At 69.5% G+C, this 23,065-nt stretch carries 28 protein-coding genes and 2 pseudogenes; 12 read left to right on the forward strand and 18 right to left on the reverse strand.

Annotation, left to right across the window (positions count from 1 at the left end; translation table 11 throughout):
• Positions 1 to 2: 2 nt before the first annotated feature.
• Both ACFYW5_RS31025 and ACFYW5_RS31030 read left to right on the forward strand, forming a co-directional pair.
• A complete protein-coding gene (locus ACFYW5_RS31025) occupies positions 3 to 830 on the forward strand; it encodes an ABC transporter ATP-binding protein (RefSeq protein WP_389420474.1) in 828 nt (275 codons plus the stop codon).
• Entirely contained in the window at positions 827 to 1,528 is a 702-nt protein-coding gene (locus ACFYW5_RS31030) for a (2Fe-2S)-binding protein (protein ID WP_389420431.1), read from the forward strand. Before ACFYW5_RS31025 ends, ACFYW5_RS31030 begins: the two co-directional genes overlap by 4 nt.
• 446 nt (positions 1,529 to 1,974) lie before the next feature.
• Here the strand turns inward: ACFYW5_RS31030 and ACFYW5_RS31035 are convergent, their stop codons facing one another.
• The gene (locus ACFYW5_RS31035) at positions 1,975 to 2,652 is read right to left on the reverse strand and encodes an adenosylcobinamide amidohydrolase (protein ID WP_389420432.1); all 678 of its coding nucleotides are present in this window, start codon (positions 2,650 to 2,652) and stop codon (positions 1,975 to 1,977) included.
• A 220-nt stretch (positions 2,653 to 2,872) separates the two neighbouring features.
• Between ACFYW5_RS31035 and ACFYW5_RS31040 the strand changes: the two genes are divergently transcribed.
• Together ACFYW5_RS31040 and fusA are read left to right on the forward strand one after the other, a co-directional pair.
• Positions 2,873 to 3,310 (forward strand): hypothetical protein, encoded by a 438-nt coding sequence (locus ACFYW5_RS31040; RefSeq protein ID WP_389420433.1) that lies wholly within the window; start codon positions 2,873 to 2,875, stop codon positions 3,308 to 3,310.
• Positions 3,311 to 3,820: 510 nt separating this feature from the next.
• Complete coding sequence (gene fusA / locus ACFYW5_RS31045; protein ID WP_389420434.1) at positions 3,821 to 5,902, forward strand: elongation factor G; 2,082 nt, start codon at positions 3,821 to 3,823, stop codon at positions 5,900 to 5,902.
• A gap of 317 nt (positions 5,903 to 6,219) precedes the next feature.
• On the opposite strand, the pseudogene ACFYW5_RS31050 reads toward fusA, so the two are convergent.
• The 8 genes and pseudogenes from ACFYW5_RS31050 to ACFYW5_RS31085 form a co-directional block, all read right to left on the reverse strand.
• Positions 6,220 to 6,364: pseudogene (locus ACFYW5_RS31050) on the reverse strand (DNA-binding response regulator); the annotation flags it as partial.
• Positions 6,365 to 6,384: 20 nt separating this feature from the next.
• Positions 6,385 to 7,029, reverse strand: a complete 645-nt coding sequence (locus tag ACFYW5_RS31055) for a LysE family translocator (protein WP_389420435.1) — start codon at positions 7,027 to 7,029, stop codon at positions 6,385 to 6,387.
• A 219-nt stretch (positions 7,030 to 7,248) separates the two neighbouring features.
• A pseudogene (locus ACFYW5_RS31060) lies at positions 7,249 to 7,356 on the reverse strand (IS5/IS1182 family transposase); the annotation flags it as partial.
• Between the two features lie 3 nt (positions 7,357 to 7,359).
• Entirely contained in the window at positions 7,360 to 7,629 is a 270-nt protein-coding gene (locus ACFYW5_RS31065; protein WP_389420436.1) for a hypothetical protein, read from the reverse strand.
• Positions 7,630 to 7,869: 240 nt separating this feature from the next.
• Positions 7,870 to 8,349 (reverse strand): DUF3618 domain-containing protein, encoded by a 480-nt coding sequence (locus ACFYW5_RS31070; protein ID WP_389420437.1) that lies wholly within the window; start codon positions 8,347 to 8,349, stop codon positions 7,870 to 7,872.
• Positions 8,346 to 8,777: a phage holin family protein gene (locus ACFYW5_RS31075; protein WP_389420475.1), complete on the reverse strand. Its 432-nt coding sequence runs from the start codon at positions 8,775 to 8,777 to the stop codon at positions 8,346 to 8,348. The genes ACFYW5_RS31070 and ACFYW5_RS31075 overlap by 4 nt, the downstream gene beginning before the upstream one ends.
• A gap of 511 nt (positions 8,778 to 9,288) precedes the next feature.
• Positions 9,289 to 9,699, reverse strand: a complete 411-nt coding sequence (locus ACFYW5_RS31080; RefSeq protein WP_389420438.1) for a hypothetical protein — start codon at positions 9,697 to 9,699, stop codon at positions 9,289 to 9,291.
• Positions 9,700 to 9,985: 286 nt separating this feature from the next.
• Entirely contained in the window at positions 9,986 to 10,666 is a 681-nt protein-coding gene (locus ACFYW5_RS31085) for an NAD(P)H oxidoreductase (RefSeq protein WP_389420439.1), read from the reverse strand.
• 101 nt (positions 10,667 to 10,767) lie between these two features.
• Here ACFYW5_RS31085 and ACFYW5_RS31090 point away from each other — a divergent pair, with 101 nt between their 5' ends.
• On the forward strand, positions 10,768 to 11,706 hold the full coding sequence (locus ACFYW5_RS31090; protein ID WP_389420440.1) for an AraC family transcriptional regulator: 939 nt from the start codon (positions 10,768 to 10,770) through the stop codon (positions 11,704 to 11,706).
• A 27-nt stretch (positions 11,707 to 11,733) separates the two neighbouring features.
• Here the strand turns inward: ACFYW5_RS31090 and ACFYW5_RS31095 are convergent, their stop codons facing one another.
• Together ACFYW5_RS31095 and ACFYW5_RS31100 are read right to left on the reverse strand one after the other, a co-directional pair.
• Entirely contained in the window at positions 11,734 to 12,471 is a 738-nt protein-coding gene (locus ACFYW5_RS31095; protein ID WP_389420441.1) for a hypothetical protein, read from the reverse strand.
• Positions 12,472 to 12,750: 279 nt separating this feature from the next.
• A complete protein-coding gene (locus ACFYW5_RS31100) occupies positions 12,751 to 13,164 on the reverse strand; it encodes a transposase (protein WP_389420442.1) in 414 nt (137 codons plus the stop codon).
• Positions 13,165 to 13,206: 42 nt separating this feature from the next.
• Here ACFYW5_RS31100 and ACFYW5_RS31105 point away from each other — a divergent pair, with 42 nt between their 5' ends.
• Positions 13,207 to 13,401, forward strand: coding sequence for a hypothetical protein (locus ACFYW5_RS31105; RefSeq protein WP_389420443.1), 195 nt, complete (start codon positions 13,207 to 13,209; stop codon positions 13,399 to 13,401).
• A gap of 34 nt (positions 13,402 to 13,435) precedes the next feature.
• Here the strand turns inward: ACFYW5_RS31105 and ACFYW5_RS31110 are convergent, their stop codons facing one another.
• The 3 genes from ACFYW5_RS31110 to ACFYW5_RS31120 all read right to left on the reverse strand — a co-directional run bounded on the left by ACFYW5_RS31110 (position 13,436) and on the right by ACFYW5_RS31120 (position 15,503).
• Positions 13,436 to 13,834, reverse strand: coding sequence for a hypothetical protein (locus ACFYW5_RS31110; RefSeq protein ID WP_389420444.1), 399 nt, complete (start codon positions 13,832 to 13,834; stop codon positions 13,436 to 13,438).
• Positions 13,835 to 13,945: 111 nt separating this feature from the next.
• A complete protein-coding gene (locus tag ACFYW5_RS31115; RefSeq protein WP_389420445.1) occupies positions 13,946 to 14,335 on the reverse strand; it encodes a VOC family protein in 390 nt (129 codons plus the stop codon).
• Between the two features lie 187 nt (positions 14,336 to 14,522).
• Complete coding sequence (locus ACFYW5_RS31120; protein ID WP_389420446.1) at positions 14,523 to 15,503, reverse strand: GNAT family N-acetyltransferase; 981 nt, start codon at positions 15,501 to 15,503, stop codon at positions 14,523 to 14,525.
• Between the two features lie 276 nt (positions 15,504 to 15,779).
• Here ACFYW5_RS31120 and ACFYW5_RS31125 point away from each other — a divergent pair, with 276 nt between their 5' ends.
• Together ACFYW5_RS31125 and ACFYW5_RS31130 are read left to right on the forward strand one after the other, a co-directional pair.
• A complete protein-coding gene (locus ACFYW5_RS31125; RefSeq protein WP_389420477.1) occupies positions 15,780 to 15,935 on the forward strand; it encodes a hypothetical protein in 156 nt (51 codons plus the stop codon).
• A complete protein-coding gene (locus ACFYW5_RS31130; RefSeq protein WP_389420447.1) occupies positions 15,898 to 16,065 on the forward strand; it encodes a DUF4240 domain-containing protein in 168 nt (55 codons plus the stop codon). Before ACFYW5_RS31125 ends, ACFYW5_RS31130 begins: the two co-directional genes overlap by 38 nt.
• A 237-nt stretch (positions 16,066 to 16,302) precedes the next feature.
• Here ACFYW5_RS31130 and ACFYW5_RS31135 read toward each other — a convergent pair whose 3' ends face one another.
• Positions 16,303 to 16,815 carry a PadR family transcriptional regulator gene (locus ACFYW5_RS31135; RefSeq protein WP_389420448.1) on the reverse strand — a complete coding sequence of 171 codons (513 nt, stop codon included), beginning with the start codon at positions 16,813 to 16,815 and terminating at the stop codon, positions 16,303 to 16,305.
• 55 nt (positions 16,816 to 16,870) lie between these two features.
• On the opposite strand from ACFYW5_RS31135, the gene ACFYW5_RS31140 reads away from it, so the two are divergent.
• Positions 16,871 to 17,554 (forward strand): cysteine hydrolase family protein, encoded by a 684-nt coding sequence (locus tag ACFYW5_RS31140; RefSeq protein WP_389420449.1) that lies wholly within the window; start codon positions 16,871 to 16,873, stop codon positions 17,552 to 17,554.
• 167 nt (positions 17,555 to 17,721) lie between these two features.
• Positions 17,722 to 18,399, forward strand: coding sequence for a hypothetical protein (locus ACFYW5_RS31145; RefSeq protein WP_389420450.1), 678 nt, complete (start codon positions 17,722 to 17,724; stop codon positions 18,397 to 18,399).
• 224 nt (positions 18,400 to 18,623) lie between these two features.
• Here the strand turns inward: ACFYW5_RS31145 and ACFYW5_RS31150 are convergent, their stop codons facing one another.
• On the reverse strand, positions 18,624 to 19,580 hold the full coding sequence (locus tag ACFYW5_RS31150; RefSeq protein WP_389420451.1) for an alpha/beta hydrolase family protein: 957 nt from the start codon (positions 19,578 to 19,580) through the stop codon (positions 18,624 to 18,626).
• A 178-nt stretch (positions 19,581 to 19,758) separates the two neighbouring features.
• Between ACFYW5_RS31150 and ACFYW5_RS31155 the strand changes: the two genes are divergently transcribed.
• Both ACFYW5_RS31155 and ACFYW5_RS31160 read left to right on the forward strand, forming a co-directional pair.
• Positions 19,759 to 20,355 carry a TetR/AcrR family transcriptional regulator gene (locus ACFYW5_RS31155; RefSeq protein WP_389420452.1) on the forward strand — a complete coding sequence of 199 codons (597 nt, stop codon included), beginning with the start codon at positions 19,759 to 19,761 and terminating at the stop codon, positions 20,353 to 20,355.
• A gap of 143 nt (positions 20,356 to 20,498) precedes the next feature.
• Positions 20,499 to 20,831 carry a hypothetical protein gene (locus ACFYW5_RS31160; RefSeq protein WP_389420453.1) on the forward strand — a complete coding sequence of 111 codons (333 nt, stop codon included), beginning with the start codon at positions 20,499 to 20,501 and terminating at the stop codon, positions 20,829 to 20,831.
• Between the two features lie 389 nt (positions 20,832 to 21,220).
• On the opposite strand, the gene ACFYW5_RS31165 is transcribed toward ACFYW5_RS31160, so the two are convergent.
• Positions 21,221 to 22,045, reverse strand: coding sequence for an ADP-ribosylglycohydrolase family protein (locus tag ACFYW5_RS31165; RefSeq protein WP_389420476.1), 825 nt, complete (start codon positions 22,043 to 22,045; stop codon positions 21,221 to 21,223).
• Positions 22,046 to 22,124: 79 nt separating this feature from the next.
• Complete coding sequence (locus ACFYW5_RS31170; protein WP_389420454.1) at positions 22,125 to 22,946, reverse strand: lipase family protein; 822 nt, start codon at positions 22,944 to 22,946, stop codon at positions 22,125 to 22,127.
• Between the last annotated feature and the right edge of the window lie 119 nt (positions 22,947 to 23,065).

A 23,065-nucleotide genomic window follows, 5' to 3' on the forward strand; every position in this document is an offset into this window, starting at 1 on the left:
GGATGACCGGACGGCCGCCAACGGCACCCGCGATTCTGCACATTGACGACGTGTCGGTGGTTGTCGACGGCGCGCCCTTGGTCGATCAGGTCTCTCTGACGGTGTCCGCCGGAGAGATGGTCGGGCTCGTCGGCCCCAACGGCGCCGGCAAGTCCACCCTCCTGCGCACCGTCTACCGGGCACTGCGCCCCACGTCGGGTCGTGTGCTGCTGGACGGGACGGACGTCTGGCGGATGCCCGGCAAGCAACTGGCCCGGCAGTTGGCGGCTGTCCTGCAGGAGCACGCCGGGGACTTCGAGCTCACCGTGTATGAGGTGGTGGCCATGGGCCGCACCCCCCACAAGCGCCCCTTTGCGGGCGATGACGCCGACGACCGCGCCATCGTCACGGCCGCCCTGACGGAACTGGACGTCACCGACCTCGCCCAGGCACCCTTCGACCGGCTGTCCGGCGGTGAGAAGCAGCGCGTCCTGATCGCCCGCGCACTCGTCCAGCAGGCCGGGACGATCGTGCTGGACGAACCCACCAACCACCTCGATCTACGCCACCAGCTCGACGCGCTCCGCCTCGTCCGCCGCCTCGGGGTCACCGCCGTGGTCGCCTTGCACGACCTCAACCTCGCCGCTTCGTTCTGCGACCGCCTCTGCGTGATGGACGCCGGACGTGTGGTCGCCCACGGCACACCCCGCGATGTCCTCAGGCCCGCCCTGTTGAGGGACGTCTACCGCGTCGAGGCGGACATCACCGAGCATCCCCGCACCGGCCTGCCACAGGTGATCCCGCTCACCGCCCACCAGCCCGCACCCGAACAGGAAGCCACGCAGACATGACCGCACCGGTACCTGTGCCTGCTCGTGCGCCCGCCCGGGCCGTCGCCGCCGCGCTGCAGGACGTAGCGGCGCTGGGAGGCTTCTTCACCCTGACCCTGGGCGGCCCCGACCAGGGATGGCACCCGGTCACCGATGCCTACGCCCGAGGCTTTGCCGACCTCGCGCAGGTGATCACCGACCGGTACGACACCCGGGAGACGCGCATCGGCCTCTCCATCGCGCAGCTCGGCCACGCCGCCCGCCTGTGGTCCCCGGTCCTGGCCTGCACCCTCCTCCACGGCATCGTCCCCGACCTGACCGGACTGCACCGGGCCGACGAGGGCCCCACGCTGAGGCTGCCCAACCCCAGCGGCTGGCCCGCCGACCGAATCCCGCACCTCACCGAGAAGTTGTACGAGGTGGTGGTCGAGCAGCACCTGGACGCGCTGGCCGCCGGGAGCCGCGTCAAGATCTCGCCCCGACTCCTTGACGGCAACGCCGCTTCAGCACTGGCCGGCACCGCCCAGGTGCTTCTGACGGCACGGCCGGACCTGCGCGGCCCGCTCACCGAGCTCACCACCGGTCTCCTGGCCACCGGACGCCTGTCCGGCACCGGCCACTTCACCGCCGCCGACCTCAGCTTCCGCCGCCGCAGCTGCTGCCTCTTCTACCGCACTCCGGCGGGCACGAAATGCGGAGACTGCTGCCTGACCGGATGAGCCTGTTTCCGACTGACACGGACTTACTCGGTGACGAAAGGTGCATATCCGACCGCCACCTCGCTCACCTGAAGCTCCGAGAAGAGCAAGGTCACGTTGTGCGCGTCGGTTTCCATGCGCACCTCGGACTCAGGGAGGAGTTTGGCTCCCGGGTACAGGGCGTGCCATCGTAATCACGTATGTAGTTGGTATATCCGTGGTGCACGACCATGGATAGCGCCGTGCTTGAGCAGATGTTGGACGAGACCTTCGATCACGCTCGCCCTTCTATCGCACTCGACGAGCCCTTTCATAGCGAGATGCACGATTCTGGGCGCTGTTGCCTCATAGGTGAGGAGATCTTCCTGGTGCGGATGACCCGGCTGCCCCCTGCCTCGCCTGGCCGGCAGGGTCGAGGGGGATCACTTCCATGCGAAAGGTCAGTAGCCCGGGTTCAGGGGAGCAGATCACTTGCCGGCGGAGGCGCGTACGGCTTCGTGGACGGCGCGGGCGAGGCGGGCGCCCCATAGGGAGCGAGGGCCTGCGAAGGCGTGGACCTCGGATTCGGCGCGCGGGGAACGGGCGGCTATGCAGACGGCGTCCGTGGGGGTGCCGGAGCAGTCGTACCCCGCGTCGAGCAGTGCCTGCACCTTGGCTTCCGTGGCTGTGGCCACCGCGTTGACCAGTGCCGCGTCGGTCAGGGCGACGGGGAGTGTCGCGACGATGTTGATCGTGCCGGCGTGCGGTGCCGTGACCGTGCCCTCAGCCGGGGAAGCAGCCCATCCGCGTACCCCGAGCCCCGCGGTGGCCACGGCGTGCACCCCGCCGTCGAGGGCGTACCCGTAGGCGCGGACATCGGCCGCGGTCATCAACCCGACGCCCGGGCCATGAGCACCGGCGGCCCGCGCCAGGCTGGCAAGGTGGCGGTCCGGGTCGATTCGACGGTAGCCATGGCCGACTTGAGCGTTCAGGATCCAGGCGCGTTCGCCGATGCCGCCGCCGAGCACTGCGCTGCTGATCATCCGCCAGCCGTCGCCCAGCCGCCACAGCAGGCTGTGCAGGCGCTCACCGTCCTCGACGCGGGTGAGGTGTTGCATGCCGGGCAGGCCCGCACGGTGGCGGGTCGGCGGATCGAGGGCGGTCACCGGACGGGCTCCTGTAGCTTGCCGGGCGAGGATCCGGGTGATCGTACGCCGCGCTGTGTGGGCGGGCTGTGCCGGGCCAGGGCCGTCAGCGCGGCCGTTGTCATCGCCGATGGAGAGCATGGTCCGCGGGGTCGGCCCGCTCGGGACGCCGAGCGTCCGCTAACCTACCGGCCAGTAAGAAGCTTGTCCGTCAGCTTCCGCCCGACGTTGCGAGGTACTCGTGGACTCCACCGCCTCCCGTACGCCCGACCGCGCCGCCGCTCTCGGCGCCGACCGGTCCGCACTCCAGCTTGCCGGACTTCTGGCCGTGGCGGGGGCCGCGCACTTTGCCGTGCCGAAGCCCTTCGACGCGATCGTGCCGCGCGGGCTGCCCGGCAGCCCGCGGACCTGGACCCATTTGAGCGGCGCGGCCGAACTCGCTGTCGCCGCGGCGCTCGCCGTGCCACGCACCCGGCGCGCGGGCGGCTGGCTGGCGGCGGGGCTGTTCCTCGCGGTGCTCCCCGCCAACGTGCAGATGGCGGTGGACTGGCAGCGCCGCTCACCGGCGCTGCGTGCCGCGGCTTGGGCGCGGGTGCCGTTGCAGGTCCCGCTCGTGATGCGGTCCCTGCGGGCGGCCCGGGGGGCGACGGGCGCGAAGACCTCCTCAGCGCCTCAGTAGTCCGAAGTACCGACCAGGGTGCGGTCCGTACCTGGTGGCCCGGCGGTGCGTGGGGCGGGCCACCCGCTGCGGTCGCAAACCGCAGGACCGTCGGGACCAAGCGGCTCCCGTCCGCAGAGGCGGGGGAGACGCTGGGCCTGGCATGCGCATTGCTGGAATATTCCCGTGCCCAGGCTCACTCCGGTCCCTACACTCTCGGTACGCGTCCGGCCCGAACTGGCCCGTGCGTCCTACGTGTTCCGAGTTCAGATGTGAGGGGAGGCCGACAGTGCGTACCGCCATCGCTGTCGTCTCCCCCTGGGCACGGTTCGACGTGATCCTCGTGTCTTCGTGAGCCCGGTGCCCGCCGCGCGGCCGGCACTGGAGATCCCGGTCGAAGACCGTCGCTGACCCCTGCCCTGCCGCGCCGTGACTTGTCGCGGCCCGGCGCAGGCGTGCGCCCCGCAGGCTTCGTCCGCCCATCGCGCTGCCTCTCACCACTCACGACACACGTAGAAGGGCCTCAAGGCCGTGCGTACCGACCTCACATTCCGCGCGCTCCAAGCCGTCCGCAACCTGGGCATCCTCGCCCACGTCGATGCCGGGAAGACCACCGTGACGGAGCGCATCCTGTTCCTGACCGGTGCCGTCCACAAGCGGGGCGAGGTGCACGAGGGCACCACCGTCACCGACTTCGACTCCCAGGAACGCGACCGGGGCATCACCATCTTCGCGGCGGCGGTCAGTTGCGACTGGGACGGACACCGCATCAACCTCATCGACACCCCGGGACACGTGGACTTCGCCGACGAGGTGACCCGCTCGCTGCGCGTCCTCGACGGCGCGGTGGCCGTCTTCGACGCCGTCGCCGGCGTCGAACCGCAGAGCGAAGCCGTGTGGCGAGAGGCCGACAAGCACCAGGTCGCACGCCTGGCATTCGTCAACAAGATGGACCGCGCGGGCGCCGACCTCGACACGGCGGTTACATCGATCCGGGAACGGCTGGGCACCACACCCCTGGTGGTGCAGTTGCCGATCGGCCGCGAGGAGGGGTTCGAGGGCGTCGTCGACCTGGTCCGGATGCGGGCCGTGGTGTGGCCCCCGGACACGGACGCGTACGAGGAACGCCCGGTGCCCGAGGACTTGCGCGCCGAGGCCCTGCGACGCCGCCGGGCGCTGGAGGAGGCAGTCGCCGAACTGCATCCGCGGGCGCTGGAGGAGTACTGCACGGTCGGAGCGATCGCGGAGACAACACTGCGTACGGCGCTGCGCGAACTGACCGGCACAGGCACTGGTGAGGCCGTGGTGGTGCTGTGCGGTTCGGCGTACCGCAACCGTGGCATCGAGCCGTTGCTGGAGGCAGTGGTGGCGTACCTGCCCTCGCCGGCGGACGTGCCCGCCGTGCTCGGCACGATCGACGGAACCGAAGAGGAGCGTCCCGCCGATCCGGCCGCGCCCCTGGCCGCGCTGGCCTTCAAGGTGCACGCGGCGCCCACCGGCCGGATGACGTACCTGCGGATCTATTCCGGCGTCCTGCGAAAGGGGGACACGGTGCTGGACACGGGAGCCCAGCGCACCGAACGGGTCGGCCGGATCCTGCGGGTGCAGGCCGACCGGCACACCGAGACGGACCTGGCCGTGGCCGGGGACATCGTCGCCGTGATCGGTCCGAAGTCGGCGCGTGCCGGTACGACGTTGTGCGCCCCCTCGGCGCCGATCGTGCTGGAACCGCCGGGCACGGCCGACCCGGTGGTGTCGGTGGCCGTCGAGGCCCGACGCGGCCAGGACACCGACCGGCTGGCCTCGGCGCTGGCCAGGCTGGCGGAGGAGGATCCGTCGTTGGTGGTGCGTACCGATCCGGAGACCGGCCAGACGCTGCTGTCGGGCCTGGGTGAACTGCACCTGGAGGTGGCGGTGGAGAAACTGCGCCGCGACCGGGGCCTGGAGGTCTCGGTCGGCCGCCCGCAGGTGTCGTACCGGGAGACCGTGGTCCGCGGGGTGACGGGTCTGCTGTACCGGCACGTCAAGCAGGACGGCGGCGCCGGGCAGTTCGCCCATGTGGTGCTGGACGTGGAGCCGTTGGACTCTGCGGACGGCGATGCCGGCTTCGTGTTCCGTTCGACGGTGGTCGGTGGCCGGGTCCCGCGGGAGTTCGCCCGCGCGGTCGAGGCCGGTTGCCGGGACGCGCTGACGGAGGGTCCGCTGGGCGGTCATCCGGTGACCGGAGTGCGGGTCACGCTCACCGACGGAGCCACGCACACCAAGGACTCCTCGGAACTCGCGTTCCGTGCCGCCGGCCGGCTCGGACTGCGGGAAGCCCTGCGGGCCTGCGTGCTGCGGCTGCTGGAGCCGGTAGCCGAGGTGACGGTGACCGTGCCGGAGGACTGCGTGGGGGCGGTCCTGGGCGATCTGGCAGCGCGCCGCGGACGGGTGTCGGCGTCGGCGACGCGCGGCGGTACGGCAGTGGTGACGGCAACGGTGCCGCTGGCCGAACTCTTCGGCTACGCCTCCCGCCTGCGCGGACGCACCCAGGGCCGGGGCACGTTCACCACCCGCCCGGCGGGCTACGCGGAGGTTCCACAGGGCCTGACGGCGGGGGTGAGGGGACGGTAGTAGTCCGGCGATGAGCCGGCCTCGCACTCCGAGGGGTGCGGGGTCGGTTCGTCCCCCTGCCGTGAACACAGACCGGGACGGTTCGACCGAACGACGGGCGGACCGGATCCCCCAGGGAACCGGTCCGCTTCCTGGGCAGACCACGGTTCAGCAGGGTCAGGATTTCCCGTTCACGGGGCGTCAGGGCCGTGAGTCGTGCGTCCTATGTGTCGGTTTGAGCGGGCCGGGTGGCGTCGTGTCGATGTTCGTCGCCTGCATTCCAGCCATGGGTGCTTGCGGCATCCCCTGCCTGATGGCCTTCGGTGAAACGCTCCACCAGGGCAGGGCGTCGCCGGTGTCGACCAAACGTATGGCCGCTGCCAGGTGTTGCGGGGTGACGTCCTTGAGGAGGAAGCGGCTGGCTCCGAGCGCCAGAGCCCGGTACACGTAGCGATCCAGGTCGAAGGTGGTCAGCATAGCGACGAGGCCACAGCCCATAAGCACTAGACTGCCCGGCCGGTGACGGCGACAGTTGCCCCAAGGCCGATCATGGCCAGCCCTCCCGTGCCACCGATCAGTGACATGCGGCGGGGAGAACGGCCCAGCCAGGCACGCGCGGTGGAGGCGGTCAGCCCCCAGATGCTGTCGGAGACCAGTTGTAGCAGGGCTCCGGCCAGGCCGAGGAGGAGCATCTGGACGCCGACGTGCCCGGCTCCCGGGTCGACGAACTGGGGCAGGACGGCGGTGAGGAAGACGATGCTCTTCGGGTTGGTCACCCCGACGACGAACCCCGCCCAAACCGAGCCACCCCCACCGCCGGGCGCGGCACCCGAGGCGGTCCTCGTGATTGCCCGGTCCCTCCAGCTCGCCCTCAGCGCTTTCACGCCGAGAAAGACGAGGTAGGCGGCTCCGGCCAGCTTGATTACGTTGAAGAGCAAGACCGAACGCTCGACCACGCTTCCGACGCCCATGGCCACCGCGATGACAAGCACGTAGCCGCCGAGCGCGTTGCCGAGGACAGAAGACAACGCCGTTCTGCGCCCGTGGGTGAGGGCTCGTCCGATGACGAAGAGCACGCTCGGTCCTGGGAGGGCTGACAGAAGTAGCGACATGGCGCAGAAGGCGAGCAACTGATGGGAGTCGACCATGGACGGAATTCTCACCCCCGTGGGCGGGTGTCACCAGACCGACTTTGGACCTAGGGCGTGTCTCTGGGCGGTGTGGGCTCAGAAGAACGCGCACGCCCTGATCGATCCCGGGGCACCACTCTTTCGCAAGAAGTTGGTGACGACCCAGGGCGTCGAGGACTTCACTGATTCGGAGACCGGCCTTTCTGGGTCTTCCGGGGCCCGCTTCGCGGAGACTTTAGTTCCATCTGCGGCCCACCTGACCAGTCGTTTGCGGGCTGTCCGGAACGAGCCGAGCTCGTCCGGCAGGTCCCCTCAGGGCGAGCCGGTGCGGTACTGCCAGGCAACTGGTCACTGGGGCGGATCGGTGTGCGCTTGCAGGCGCTGCCAGCAGCGTTGGATGTGCTGTTCGGCGTCGCGTACGGCGGCCTCGGCAGCACCCTTCGGCGGGGTGACGACTGGCGTAGCAGCCTCGCTGGGGTGTCGGGGCCCACGGCGTCCCGGGCGGGGCGCGTAGGTGGTGCGTCGGCGCCCACCGTGCAGGAACGCGGCCCGGGTGATCAGGATCAGGGCGATGACGGCGGCGGCCGTCACCGCGGTAGCCGCGTGCTGATCGGACATGACGGTGATCTTTCGTATGGTGTCGGACCGGGGTGGGGGACCGGTCGGCTGCTATCGACCGGTCCCCGGTGGTGGTGTATCTCGGCCGGGTCAAGTCCCGGTGACATGGCGGGTGTTAGCGGCACCGGCGCGTTCGACGGCCGATTTGACCCCGGCGAAGAGCGCGCCCTGCCTGCCTGTTTGAACAGCGCACCCGTGAGTAAGCCGCTGACCGCACCGGTTGTCGAAGCCTTTACAACCTCATCCCTTACGGCGGCACAGCAGCCACAGCACGACACCGGCGCCCGCGGCTGCCAGCACCAGGCTGCGGTTGTCCCGCGCGATCTGGGACCCCTGGACTGCCTGGGCCCGCACCGGCTCAGGTGTCTTCTCCTGTATCAGCTGACCGGCCTGGGCTGCCTTCGCACGGGCCTGCCCGGCGGCCTGGACAGCCTTGTCCTTGACCGGCTCGGGCAGCTTGTCCTGCACCCGGGACGCGGCCTCGGCGGCCTTCGCTTTCAGCTCCCCGGCCTTGAGCGCCGCCTGCTCCTTCAGCTCACCGGCCTTGGCGGCAGCCTGCTCCTTGGCCTCGGCGGCCTTCTCCTGGGCGCGGGCCTTGACGTCGGTCTTGGCCGCGAGCGCCTCCACGGTCCGGCCGAGTTCCTGGCGGGTCTTCTCGACCTGCTCGCGCAGCTCGTCCGGACCGGCGGCGGTGGGTTCGTCGTGAGGCGGCTGGGTCATCGCTTGGCACTCTCCTTGATCTCGGCCACGTCGGCCTTCACGTTCTGAAGCGTCTGTTCGGGCATGGGGGGCGCGGCCTGGCTGACCTGCTTCTTCCCGGTCAGCGCCATCACCGCGGCGATCGCACCGAGAACGACGGTGACGATGAGGGCAGCGGCCCACACCGGCAGCGGTACCGCCAGCGCGGCGATCGCGGTGGCCACCAGCGCCTGGAGCATCAGGAATCCGACGAGGCCGGCGCCACCGAAGAGACCACCGCCCTTGCCGTACCGTTTGCCCTTCTCCTTCATCTCCGCCTGTGCCAGGCGCAGTTCGCCGCGCACCAGCTCGGTCAGCTGCTGCGATGCGCGCTGCACCAGTTCTCCCACCGGCTCCGAACCTGTCGTCGCCTGCTGACCGGATCCGCTGGGCGGCTGGATACTCGACATGGCGATCACCTCCCGTCGCACGCTTGCTTCTCGGCCCGTCGGGCGCTGCGGCACGCCCGCTCGGTGAACCCGCGGGTACCCCGAACACGGCAGTTCAGGGCGGCCACGTGCCGGCGGTTTGTCACCTACGTCGCGATACCGGTCGTACGGAGGAGACGTGAGGAGCGGGATCGTGCCTCTGCCCGGTGCCGACCCCCTTGTGGCCGGGCAGAACGCGGCGCGGCGGCTGGGGCAACACCACCCAGTGCCAGGGCCTTGTTCGGCATCGGTCGACGGTTACGGGTTAGACACGCGTGTGTCTGGCTAGTCGTGAGGGGCAGGTGCGGCCTGGGTGCGTCGCGGCGGCGGCCCGTGCGGCTTGACGTGTGTGCCCGTTGGTTGGGGCCGGCGGGCACACACGAGTTGGCCCGCCCGAGAAGGATCCGGGCGGGCCGACGCTCTGCGCGTACGCGGCTGGCAGCGAGACCTACATGCCGCGGCGGGGCGCTCCTCGGCCGCCGCTGGCGACCGTTCATGCATGCAAGTCCGGCTTCTGGGCCTCCGTCTCGTTGCGCGGCTCGGTGCGGTGGTCGAAATACGCCCACGCGAAGATCCCGAGCAGCGCCACCGTGCCCATGGTGAGGTATTGCACCACCGTCGGTGTGTTCCGGGTGAGCAAGCCGGCGAGTCCCGCCGCCAGCCCGCCGCCCAGCATCACCATGCGGCTGAGGAAGTACTGACCCGGATCGATCCCTTCGCGTTCGGAGAACAGACCCTCCGCCGCAGCCTTGGCGGGGCGTGCGGCACCCCTGCGCTTCTTCGACCGGTACTCCAGCCCGTACCCGATCAGCAGGTAGATCGCCAGGATCGCGGCGATCCACGCCCAGTCGGACGGATCATCCGTACTACCGCGCGCCAGTGAACTCTTCAGCTCCGGGCTCATCCAAGCCTCCTTTCCATGTGAGGCCGGATGCCCTGCCCAAGCAGTGGCATGCGCATGAACTCCGCCGCACTGAAAGGGGTTTGACCCGTGGCGTCGTCGATCACGTGTCGGCGTGAGGGCTCTTGTTGATGGGGCGGCGGGGCATCAGGGTGGCGAGTGCCCAGTTCAGCTGTGCTTCGCAGCATGCCGGAATGCTGTGCCGAGAAGGCAAGGGACCGCCCCGAGTCCGCTCGGTGTGAGCGGAGTCGGGGCGGCTTCCCGGCGATCTCGTTCGTACGTCTGGCGGTCAGGCCGCCAGGGATTCCGCGGCGGCGAACTTTTCCACGAACTCCCCTGCACGCCGGTCGAAATCGGCGTACTGCGCCTCACGTTCAGCACCCGCGACCGCTTCGCCGATGAGGATGTTCCCTTCGGCGTCGATGTGCTGCGGGCGCTCCTCGGCGTCGGTGAGCAGACCGACGGTGGAATGGGAGAAGCCGCAGTAGTAGGCGATTCCTTCGCTCAGGTTCGTCTCGAGGACGGTTTGCATTCCTTCCACGATCGGGTCGTCGGCGGAGGCGCCGGCGAGGCCGAGCCACAGCATGCGCTTGCCGGCCAGGCGGGGCTTGCTGCGGCCGTAGGCGAACCCGTAGTTCCATACGCGGTCGATCCAGCCCTTGAGGATGGCCGGCACGCTCTGCCAGTACACCGGGAACACGGCCACGATGACATCGGCGTCAAGGATGCGCTGCATATGGGCGTGCACTTCGTCCGAGTACGCCTTTTCCCTGTCACCCCAGTCCGGCTGGTCGGAGGTGTTCATCCGTGGATCGAATCCCTCGGCGTGCAGGTCGAGCAGGTCGATGCGGTATCCGGCGGCCTCCAGCCGGGCGGCGGCACGACGGGCCGTGTGCGCGGTCAGGGAATCGGAGCGGTGGTGTGCCACGACCACGAGGGCTGTCCTGGCATGGCCGGCGTGCTGCGTCACGGTGTCTCCCGGGTCTCGGTCGATTCGATGTCTCCAGTACAGCCGCCGCGCCGTAGATGATCCATGGGAGAAACGCTCCAGAACATAGGAGAGCGTCTACGATGTGCCGTGTGGATCCTTTGAGTTCGCTGCTCAGTGGCATCCGGGCCGAGGGCTCGGTCGTCACCCACGCCGTACTGACGGCGCCCTGGACCATCCGCTTCGCCGACGAGGCCCCGCTCACCATGATCAGCGTGTTGCGCGGCGGGGGCACCCTGCTGCTGCCCGACGGCACCGAGCGGGCGGTTGGTGCGGGGGATACAGCCATCGTGTGCGGCCCCGCACCGTTCCATCTCGCGGACCGTCCCACCTCGGTTCACGGCTCTCATGCCGCGTACGAGATCGCCTGCTTCACCACGGACGCGGAGTGCACCGACCAGCAGCTCGGCGGTATCCGGTGGGGCAATGACTCGGAGGAGGCGACGGCGATGATCGTGGGTGCCTACCGCGCCTCGGGCCACCGCCACGAGCGGCTCCTGCGTGCTCTGCCGCCCGTCCTGGTGATGAAGGAGGACGTGGAGGTCTGTGCCTGGTTGGAGACGGCCGCCGCCGACGCCGCCCAACTCTCGGCCGGTTCGCAGGCGCTGATGGACCGGCTCCTCGACTGGGCCCTGGTGTGCACCTTGCGCAGCTGGTTCGACCAGGCCGGCGCCGAAGCGCCCAGCTGGTACCGGGGCTTGGCCGACCCCGTCCTTGGCCCCGCGCTGCGGGCCTTCCACGACCAGCCCGCCGAGGCCTGGACCGTTGCGTCACTGGCCGCTCGGGCCGGCGTTTCCCGGGCGCTGTTCGCCAAGCGCTTCACCAAGCTGATGGACCGCTCGCCCCTCGCCTACGTCACGGAATGCCGCATGGACGAGGCCGAGACGCTTCTCACCGACACCGACCTCAGCGTCGCCCAGATCGCAAGATCCGTCGGTTACGCCGACGCCTTCGGCTTCAGCGCCGCGTTCAAACGCCACAAAGGTTTGAGCCCCAGCATGCTCCGCGCCGCGGCGGCCTGAACTCCGGCCCGGCGACGAGCGCACTTCTCACAGCGGTCGCATGAGACCAAGGTCATCGCCCCACGCGTCCAGCACGGCACCGTGTCCGGCTTCTCGGGTCGCCGTCTCGACAAGGGCGAAGACGTGTCGTTGCTGGGTTACGTCACCCGTGGCCGAGATGCGGTCCACGGCTCGTAGCAGTACGTGGGTGTCCCAGCCCGGAAGCGGATGGTGGGCGAGTTCCCACTCCAGGTACTTGTTGTAGGGGCGGGGGCGTCGATCGAGCGCGAAGAGCAGTTCGAGCAGGAACTGGATGCTGTCGGCGGCGTCAAGTTGAGCAGCGAGAGTCTGCCCGTCGCGGTGGTTCTTGACGGAGCGGTAGAGGGCGTTGGCATAGGCATCGAGCCAGCCGCTTGCGTCCTGGAATGCTTTACCGGCACTCAGGCGTGCCTCGCCGGCGAGGATCCGGGCGATGTCTCCGTCGAGCCGGTCGAGCACGATTCGGGCACGGGCGAGAGCGTAGCGTTCCCAACCGGGCGTCCCGGGCCCGCGGAACTCGGTGAGAGTGACGATGACGAGGTCGAGTTCGGCGCTACGGTGACCCGCGAACCGGGTGAGTTGGGTGCGGGCGTGGTCGGCGACCACCACGTACAGGTCGTGGTCGGAGTACGGGGTGACCATGCCGTCGTGGGCTTGGGACCCTTTGAGGACGAGGCCGACGACGGCGGGATCAGCCGTAGCGAGTTCGACGAAGGTGTCGTAGGTGAGGGGTTGCTGAGCAGCCATGGGGTGGATCTCCGGTGAGGTATCGACGGGTATGCCTGCTGGAGCGCCCCGTTACGAGGCACCCTGCACCGTCCGCGGCTGCACGCGGCTGCCGCCCGGAAGATCAACGCATCACTCGACTCTATCCGCCGACCAGGCCGTGATGCAGGGCCGTGATGCAGTGCATTGAGGTGGCGCCGGGAAGTCGGCGACGCGCTGCACATGTGGGATGGCGCGGCCTATGGCTTTGTTCTTGAGAACGGGGTTCTGGCACAGATCTTGGGGAGCGGTCGCGGAGGGTCACTGAAGCAGGATCATCTTGCGGAGTAGTTCGAATCCGGCTCGCCCGTAGAGCTGCCTTTTGATCTTCTTGATGCGGTTCACGGCGCCTTCGGTGCCACCGGAACTCCAGTGCAGGCTGAGCCCGGCTGTCACAGCGTCGAGGTCTCGAAGCAGGTGAAGTGCGAAGCCGGTGAGGCCGGGCAGTTGGCTGGCATCGACGGCGTCGATCCAGGCGGGAAGCGTGGCGCCGAGGCGGCTGGTGAGTATCTCGCCGAAGTCGCGGACATGCCCGGCGGCAGTGTCGAGTTCGGGGCAGCGGGCCAGGACGTCCTTCAATGCGGCGCGGTCCTCCTCGCTCAGCGCCGTGGGATGGCGGGTGAGCCAGCCCGGGGCCCTTGGAGCCGCATTCGGCGTGTGGCGTATCCGACGCACCCCCGAGGATGAGCGTGCGGACGACGGCGGCTACTTCTGATCTTGCGAGAGTGCCCCGGCCATTGGGCCGGGGGTGAATCGCATTTCTGTACTCGCCTGGCCGACCTCCTCGCCCGCACCGCCGCAGGCGAACTCCCGGCCCGCGTCCACGCGGTCGTCTCCCTGGACCAAGCCGCCGACGCCCACCGGGCCACCGCCCAGAGCGGCCTTCGCGGCCGCTACATCATCTGCCCCTGACCAGCCCGGCACGGCACCAAGTGCGCCACGCCAATCACCGGCACCTGCCCGCCACAAGCCGCCGACGCCCGGCGGCTGGTTGCCGCTCGGCAGCGGACCGGGGTCCCGGCCACGCCATCGAACGGCTGCATGGAAACCGGCGGACCACAGCAGACTGCGCCCTCACGAGACCGGTCCGGACCACGCCGGGACGGACGTCACTCGGGCACTTGACGAGGGGAAGTCGCAGCCCGCCGTCCATGGCCGCAATGGCCAGCCCGAGTGCCTGTCGCTGTCCGGCCAGCAGCAGCGTCGCTGTCGGCCGCTCGCGCAGCAGCAGTGCCGCGGTCACGGCGACCGCCGCGGCAGCCAGTCCGCGGACGCCGTAGGCGGTCGTCGCCGGGCCGCCTTCGCTCAGCACGATCAGCATGTCGCCGGCCGGAACAACGGCCACTGGGCCGGTGTCGCTGGCCCGAGCGCTTCCCGCTGACCGTCGCGCCGCGTCCAGGGCCAGGTACCGCGATGCCGCCGCGACCCCCGTCAAGCCTGCTCGGCAGGCTGGCCATCAGCCCAGGTAGTCGGCGCGTCCCTCGTCGTCGAGTTCGAAGGGCCCTTCGGGGATGATGCAGAACTCATTGCCCTCGGGGTCCGCCATCACCAGGAACCCGCCCTCGGCGTACTGCTCGAGCCTGCGCCCGCCGAGCCTCTCGATGCGCTGTTGTTCGGCGGCGGGATCGGGGGAGCTGATGTCGAAGTGCATCCGGTTCTTGCCCAGTTTTGGTTCGGCGGTGTGCTGGAAGCCCAGCGCCAGGCCGCCTTCGCGCTGGAGCCAGACGTAGGGGCCCATGCGGGCCACGACCGGCCTGCCCAGCAGTTCGGACCAGAACGCAGCGAGCCGCTCGGGATCTTGGGCATCGACTATGAGGGCATTGATCTGCATAGGTGACTCCGCCATGACTCGATCTTCTCAAGCGGGCCCGCAACCGCTCACAGGCGAGAGCGGCTGCGTGGTGGGCGGCCCAGGAACTGAAGAAGAGCCGGAGGCAACGGCACGTCGGCAGGGGGCAGGGAGAGGGGTATGGCCTTCGGCGCCGACGAGGTGTGCACTGGGCCGTCCTCGCGGGCCCAGTTGCGGTGGGCTGTCAGCGCCAGTCGTCGATGACGTAGGCGTCGGGGTGGCTGTAACCGGATTCGTTGGGTCGGTGCATGGCCACGCCCTGCAGCCAGGTGCGGAACCCGCGGTTGACCATGCGCTGGTAGGCGTCCTGGCGGGCCAGGTTCACTCCGGCGTCCAGTTGGCTCAGGTTGCGTTCGGCGGCGAGCTGCTCGCAGGCGGTGAGCAGGCGTTCGAACCGGTCGGCTGCCTGCGGGCCGGGGCGCACGGCGCCGAATTTGACGAAGCAGACGTCGTCACCGGCCTCTGTTCCGCCTCCGCAGTGGCAGACGGCCAGGCCGTCGAGGTCGGAGTCGGCTCCCTGGAGGAGGATGGTGTCACCGAGTCCCTGCGCGTGGGTGGCGATGATCTCGCGTTCCACGCTCAGGCCGTCGAACACGCTCCCGGTGAGTGTGCGGCAGAGGCCGAGGGCGTCGGGCTGCTCGGCGGGGGGAAGCTCGCCGTACAGCATGCGGCTGGGGGCCGCGGCAGGGCCTGTGACCTGCTTTTTCATGATGGCTGTGAGGAATCGGGGCCAGAAGCCGTAGCGGCGGTAGAGCTCCAGGTGTTTGGGGCTGTGGGAGAAGGTGAACAGGCCCAGGTGCCGGTTCTCCCAGGTGGCGAAGCAGTCCATGACCGGTTCCATGAGGTGTCTGCCGATGCCCTGGTCCCACCGGTCCGGGTGGACGGTCAGCGGGCCGAAGAAGCCGACGCTGCCCCAATTGGCGGCGAAGTTGGACGCGACGACTTCGCCGTCCACGGTTGCTGCGAAGGCGGCGTGTGGATCGGCCGTCCAGCGGGTGCGGACGTAGTCGGCACTCCCGAAAAAAGTTTCCGGTTCGGGAGCTCCGAGGAACGTCCCGAAGGCGATCCTGAAGATTTCGTCGGCCCGGTCCAGGTCCGCCTCTTCCAGCGGGCGGATGGACACAGGGCCGGTGCTGCTCTTGTGCTGCCCTGCCGGTGGGATCATCGCTCGCTCCTTCCCCGGCCCCCACTTTCATCGCACCACGGCTCGGCGCCGCAGGCGAGGCGAAGGGTCCGCTCCCATTACGGTGGAGCCCACCGAGGCGCTGGAGCGGTTCTTCGTCGCCTCCAGGATCTGCTGGCTCGTCCCGTACGCCCCGGCGCCCGTCATCGCGAAGCCACTGGGGTGCCGAGACAAGGGCGCCACCGGGCCGGCCACCGAAGTACGAGGTTGTTCGCGCAACCGGCCCGATGTCAGACCCAGGTGGCATGCTCTGCCGCCATGAACAGGCAGCAGTTCTGGCAGCTCATCGAGGCGGCCCGCGATCAGACGTCCAATCCGGACGACGGCGAGGAGGTCGCCCGCCGCGCCACTTCGGAGCTGGCGTGGCTGGCTGATCGTGCAGGGACGCGAGACCTTCGAACGCATCGTCGCTGACCCCGATGCGCTGGCGGAACTGCCCATGGTTCGAGCGTCGGCGGCCGACGGACACTATCTCGAGTGCGAGGAGGCACTGAGCATCGTCTGGAACGCTCACATCGTGGGCCACCGGGAAACACGTCCCTGACGACGCCTTCACCATCCGGTACCCGGAGCTGGATCCCACGTGGAACTTCGATTTCGGCCACCACGGCGGAATCGCTCACCGCCTGCCCCGCTTGGCAGTTCTCTACAGGGAGTAGGCCGCGCAGCTCGCATCAGGGCCGTCTGTCCCGTGGCGGGCTGATCACCGATGCGGTGTTCCCGCGGGTGATGCGCGGCAGGCGCTGCCCCTCGTCTTCATTGCCCAGTCGGGCTGGGGGTGTCAGGCGAGGAGGTCGCGCAGCCATGCCCGTTCGGCGTGGTTGGTGGTGCGGGCGAGGGTGAGCATGCCGCGACGGTAGGGGTCGTCGGTGTCCTCGGCGCGCAGGGGGCGGTCGCCGTCGTGGAAGAAGCTCGCGGGCTGCTCCAGGAAGTCGAGCCGCCGACGTAGGACGGCGTGCTGGTCTGCGGGGTCGGGGAGCTGGGAGAGAAAGGCCAGGATGGTGAAGTAGCGGGTGCTGTCGCTGATGTCGAGGCCGTCGGCTTCCCGCAGCCGGCGCAGCAGTTCGGTGCGGCCGGCACTGGTCAGGCTCAGGGTGTGCCGCTGGGCGGCGGAGACGCCCGGCTCGGCTCGGCGGTCGAGCAGCCCGGCGGTGACCAGGCGGTTGATGGCCGGGTAGAGGCTGCCGTCGCTGACCGGGCGGGCATGGCCGGACAGGTGCGCAATCCGGCGGCGCAGTTGGTAGCCGTGCAGGGGGCCTTCGGCAAGAAATCCCAGGATCGCCAGTTCCAGCATCCTGCTACTCTCGCACATCGAAACGAGGTACCTCGAATCGAGATAGGGGGCAGGGGTGGCGTATACCGAGGATTGGGTCGTCCGGCGGGCGCGGGAGGCGTACGAGAACGGACGGGCATCGTTCGACATGACGCCCGAGCGCACGGCGCTGCTGGTCATCGACATGCAGGACGAATTCGTCCGCCCCGGGTGGAGCCCGTACTGGGTGCCTGCGGCCACCCGGATGGCGCCGCGGCTGCGGCAACTGATCGAGGACTGCCGGGCTGCCTCGATCCCGGTGATCTGGACCCTCTTCGACGACACCCATCTCGGGCTGGACCGGCCGCACGCCCTGCGTTTCCTCCCGCATGCCGACACCGCCTGGCGCCGCCCGGGACCCGCGGAGGTGTGGGCTCCCATGGGCCGCCGCCCCGATGAGGTCGTCATCCGCAAGCCCTCCTACGGCGCGTTCTACGACACCCCGCTGGACACCATGCTGCGCAACCTCGGCCGCGACACCGTCATCGTCACGGGCACCCTCACCAACTACTGCTGCGGCACCACGGCCCGCCAGGCGTACGAACGCGGCTACAAGGTCGTCTTCGGATCCGACACCACGGCCACCGACGACGAGTCGCGCCAGGAACCCGAACTCGCCGTCCTGCGCAAAGGCTTCGCACTCGTGCTGAGTGCCGAGGAGATCACGGACCGATTGACCGTAGCCGCCCCGGCGGGCGGGGGCGGGGCGAGCGTCGGCTGAGGCGGCACCGGAAGCCACCGGGGCGCAGGGTGTACAGGTGGCTGGTCACCGGGGTGCTGGCTCGTACCGACTTTCGGACACTTCCATGCCGTGGGGGACTGAGGCGCGCGCCGTCCGGGGACGCATGGGGCGTGGTGCCCTGCCCACCCGACTGGAAGGCGTTGCCCGTGCCCTTCACCGCACGCACCGCCGAGGAGACGGCTGCCGCCCGCCTGCGGTTCTACGCCGACGGCTACGCCCCGCTACCCGGACTGCTCACCTCGGACGGCCTGGACGAGCTGCGGGCGGAGACCCAGCGGCTGGTGGCAATCGCCCGACGCCGGGACTTCACGATGTCGTGCATGGACGACTCCCCCCGGCACATGACCACCCTCGGCGGCCACGTCATCGCCCGGGAATCATCACTTGTACGTGAGCTCTACGGCGACCAGCGTCTGCTCGGTCTCGTGGGCGCGGTTGCCGGCGAGCCGCCCCTTACCGTGCCCGATCCGCTGGAACGGCACGTGCTCAACGTCCTCCACCGACAGGGCGACACCCATGGCGCCCACACCGACGACTACCCCTACGCCCTGGTGATTTTCCTCGAAGCCCCGCACTCGCCGGCCCACGGCGGTCTGCTGCAGTACGTCTCCCGGGCCGGCTCACTGGCCGATCTGGACACCGACCGAGCATGCTCGGCCCATCACCGTGCGGGCGACGCCTACCTCCTGCGTAGCGACACCACCGCGCACCGCGTCACCTCCCTCACCCGGCCCGGTGTACGCCGCACGGTCCTCAATTTGGCGTACACCACCCGCTCAGCCGCGCCGCGCAGCACGCAGTCGGCACGTGAGCTGTACATATGACGGCCCTCGCACACCACCTCGGCACGCCACGGGGACACGGGCGGGACGGCCGGCATGTGTTCCGAACTGCAGTCAGGCCGGCATAACGCTCGCTGCCGGACCGGGGCTTTCCGCACGCAACCCGGCATCCAGTACCAGGGCGGCCAGCCGTCTCGGCCATCCGCCGGTGTGCTGAGGGGGCCGGTGTACCCGATGGGTGCGGCCGCCAGGTGGGGGCGGGGGGCTTATTTGGTTGTGACGCGTCCGATGGGGTGGGGGCCGGTGGTCAGTGTCTGGCAGGCGGTGTGCCAGGCAGAGGCGCCGGGGTGGAACTGGGCGTGGAGGTAGGCGGCGGTGAGGTGGGCGAGGGCGGCGACACGGGCGGGGTTTTCGTCGGTGGTCTCGGCGGCGTCGTATCCGGCGATGCCGCCGAGTCCGTGTTCGGCGTCGTACACCGTGAGGAGGGTTTTGGGGCTGGGGGAGAGTGTGTAGGGGTCGGTGTGCCAGGTGGGGCCGATGTCGGTGAAGTGCCGGGGGTCGTCCTTGTCGCCGGCGACGACGAGGGTGGGCGCGGTCATGGTGGAGAAGTCGACGGCACCGATGACGGGCCAGTGCTGAGCCATGGGCCCGTTGTAGGCATCACCGCCCCTGCCGGGCGCGGCGAGCAGGACGCCGGCCTTGATCCGGGGCTCGCGCAGGTGCACCAGGTCGTCGGTCTCGGGGTCGGTGAGGCCGGCGCCCAGCAGGAGGGCGGCGGTGAAGCCGCCGAGGGAGTGCCCGGCGACGGCGACCTTGGCGGGGTCGATCCGGCCGGCGAGCTGCGGCACACTGCGTTCGATCAGGTCGAGCCGGTCGAGGATGTGGCTCATGTCCTGGGCCCGCGAGCGCCACCAGTTGGGTTCGTCGGCGATGAGGTGGCTCAGGGTGCGGGAGGTGAGGTGGGTGGGCTGGATGACGGCGAATCCTTGGGCGGCCCAGAGGTTGGCGAGGGGCGCGTAGCCATTGAGTGAGGAGAGGTGGTGGGAGGGGCCGTGACCATGGGAGAGGAGGATGACGGGCAGGCCGGTCCCGGTGGCAGGGGCGGAGACGCGCACCTGGAGGTCTACGGGACGCCCAGGCACCGAGAAGGTGACGGGGCTGTAGGACAGGACCGGGGCGGGCGCGCCGAGGGTGTCGGCGCGGGCGGCGGTGGATGTGCTCACGAGGGGGTTCCCTTTCATGTGGCGCCGACTGTCGGCCGCCTCTGCTGTGAGCGGCGGCGGGCACGGCGGGCATGACGGACAGGGGCATCCGCTTCCGCTAAGCTGAAGCGGAGCGCTGCTCCACTTAGTATTCGGAGCGCTGCTCCGCTTTGTCAATCGTGGGGAAGGAGCGCACTCGGTGACCACCGGCAGTGCCGCAGACAAGCCGCCGTCCCAAGCCAAGCGGGCCGACGCCCAGCGCAACCGCGACGCGGTGCTCGCTGCCGCGGCCGAGGTGTTCGCCGCCTCCGGCGTCGACGCGCCGATCCGTCAGATCGCCGCCCGGGCGGGCGTCGGCATGGCCACCATCTACCGCCACTTCCCGACCCGCGCGGACCTCATCACCGCGGTCTACCGCCACCAGATCGAGGCCTGCGCGAAGGCCGGCCCGAACCTGCTGGCCGCCGCCGACCGCCCCCTGGACGCCCTACGCGAGTGGATCGACCTCTTCGTCGCCTTCCTCGTCACCAAGCACGGACTCGCCGACGCCCTCCACTCCGAGCAGGACCGCTTCGCCGCGCTGCACAACTACTTCCTTGACCGCCTGCTGCCCGTCTGCGCCGAACTGCTCGACGCGGCGGTCGAGGCCGGGGACATCAAGCCCGGCATCCAGCCGTACGAGTTGCTGCGCGGCATCGGCAACCTGTGCATCGGGCACGACCACGACCCCCGCTACGACCCCCGGCGCCTGATCGCCCTCCTCCTCCAAGGGCTTCGGCAACCGCACGCGTCCTGAATGCCGACGCATTTCATCGCGGACGACCCGCCGACGCCTTTCGCAAAGTCCCCGGACCGCATGGTCAAGAAGGTCCTGACGCTAATCTTCAAGTCAGCTGGCTTGATCACGCAGGAACTGGGCACACGAAACCTGTGACCTCTATGCCCACCGACCTGTACGCGCAGGTCAGGCATGCCTTGCTCCAAGCAGGGTTCCACCTGGTCGCGGGGGACGCGAAAGGCGGCCGCCCCGGGCTTTCGGTGACAGAGGTCCCGGTCGGCGTACTGGTGAAATGGACGGCTTCAGACGGCTTCACCGCACTGGCGAAAGATCAGCCCGGAGCCTCCTGCGGCAGCATGCAGGCGATCGTCCAGGCCGCGGTATCGGGCCTGCTTCTCCAGCTGGGACACACCGTCGCGGAGCCTCCCGATGGCGTTGGCCTGCTCGTCCTGGCCGACCAATCGGCAATGTGCCGCACCTCTTCGGCCTCGTGACCTGAACGCTCAGCGCCCACCCGCACGGGGGCGGACGTCGCCGTCGCCGACGGCGGCTACTCCTGGACGTCGATGTCCGTGCGGATGCAATGCGACCACGCCGGGTCGCCGCCGGCCACCCCCATCGGGGGCGACAGCTACCTCCGTTACGCATAGCGGCGCCGCCCCGCTTACGTCGAAGACCAAGAGGCGTGCCGGCAACCAGCACGCTGCCTCGGCCCCACTGGCCCCGCGCCGGGCGAGCCGCTGCTCAAGCCGCTCCAACGCCGGGCCGATACCGCTCCCACCCCACCAGCTCGCCGTTTACGTGGGCTGCCATGTGTGTCTCATCGAGGGCCCTCCTCCCGTAGACGGTGTGCAAGGTGGAGCAGATCCGCCAGGCGCAGCACTCATCCGTCGAAGCCCGGGAGAGGGATATGGAGCGGCGCGGTCCAGTGGGCGGGGATGGCATCCAGCCCGTAGTACGCCCCGGCGAGGCCTCCGGTCACCGCGGCGACGGTGTCCGTGTCGCCGCCGAGGTCGATCGCCGCGCGTATCGCGTCTTCGAACGTGGTGGTGGCGCGGAGGGCCCAGACTGCGGAGCCCAGGCAGGGCCAGACGGCGCCGTTGAACTCGGTCGCCTGATCGGGATGCCAGTCGGGTGCGAAGACGGTGGCGTAGCGAACGCGGTGGTCGGGATGGACAAGTGCCGCGATGTCGCCGAGTGCGTTGAGAGGGTCGGTGTGTCCCTCGAGCGTGAGGCGGATGAGTTCGTGGAAGATCGCGGTGCCTTCCCAGGCCGCGGGGTCCCCGTGGGTCAGGGCCGCGATGCGACGGGCCGCGTCCATGGTGGCTTCCTGGCCGGCAGCAGCGAAGTAGACCGCGGGGGTCGATGCGCGCATCAAGGAGCCGTTTCCCGCTGCTCGTTGGTTGACCTGGAAATGGATCGCGGCGACAAGGACCCACGGCATGCCGTCGGTCAGGACGTCCTCGGTCTGCAAGCCGATGTCCTTGGGTTCTGATGTGGCCCACCGCTGGAAGCGGGCGAAAATATCCGGCAGATTCAGTCCGCCCCGTTCCAGCACCGACTCCGCGACCAGGACGGCCATCTGCGTGTCGTCAGTGGCCTCGCCGGGGTCCCAGCCACCGCCTCCGCACATCTCGCCACCGGCACCAGGCGCGGGAAACCGTGCGGAGAACGCTCCCTGGGGACCCCTTTTATCTCCGGATCCCAGGGAAGGGCGTGCTTCATCATGTGCGTTCCCCGGCGGGAGCGCAGCAGTACCCGCCCGCCCGTAGGCGGGCGCTGCCGGTTTATGCGAGGTTCTTCTCCAGGGCTGTGACGTAGGCGTTGATGAAGTGGTCCCGTACGCCGTCGCTGGTCGGGGCCAGGACGTCGGAGCTCAGGCCCCTGGCCCGATCGGTGAGCGAGCCGAGCAGAGGCATGCTCTCGTGCAGCTTTCCGCGTGAGTCGATGTAGCGCAGGGCGTTGACGTGGGTGAAGACCGGCTCCGGCGGCATCTGGGGCACGATGTCGTTGTTGTTCACGAAGCGGTACATGCGGTTGCGGAAGCCCTTGTTGTACGCGGCGGCCAGGAGCCGGTCGCAGGTGCGGGGCTGGCCGTAGGTGTACACGCCGTCCGCGGCCAGGCGGGGCTCTTCGAGGTACATGCGGGCGCCCGCCAGCATGGCCAGGGCTCCGCCGAGGCTGTGCCCGGTGAACCACACGCTCTGACCGTTGGTGCGGTATTCGGCGAGGGTGTCCTTGACCGCGGGGTAGATCGACTCCAGGGCCTCGGCGAAGCCGTGGTGGACGTACCCGGTACCGCCGGGGCCCGGGCGGGGCGGAGTGGTGGCGTCCGAGAGCCAGTCCTTGATCTGCACCGGTTCCGTGCCCCGGAACGCGGTGATGATCATGTTGTCGCTCACCGCGGTGTACGCCTGCGTGTCCTGCAGAGGAAAGGGCGGGCTGAACTGAGTCTGGTGGTGCCGGACCCGGTCGAATCCCCATGCACGTGCCTGCTTCTCGATCGTGGCTTCGTCCTTGTAGGCGAGATCGGATGCCTTGGCCAGCCAGTAGGCATGGGCCAGGCTGTAGCTGGTCGCCCGGTGGTCGATGGTCGTCGGCACGCTCATGCGCTGTTCTCCTCGCCTCAGGTCACCTGGAGCGCCCTCACGTCCGGCTGCGGGCGCTTTCGCTGCCTTCATACAGGCGGAGATCCGAGGGGCCGGCGACCCGCGCCCGGACTCTCACC

The organism is Streptomyces sp. NPDC002779 (assembly GCF_042888685.1).
GTDB lineage: Bacteria > Actinomycetota > Actinomycetes > Streptomycetales > Streptomycetaceae > Streptomyces.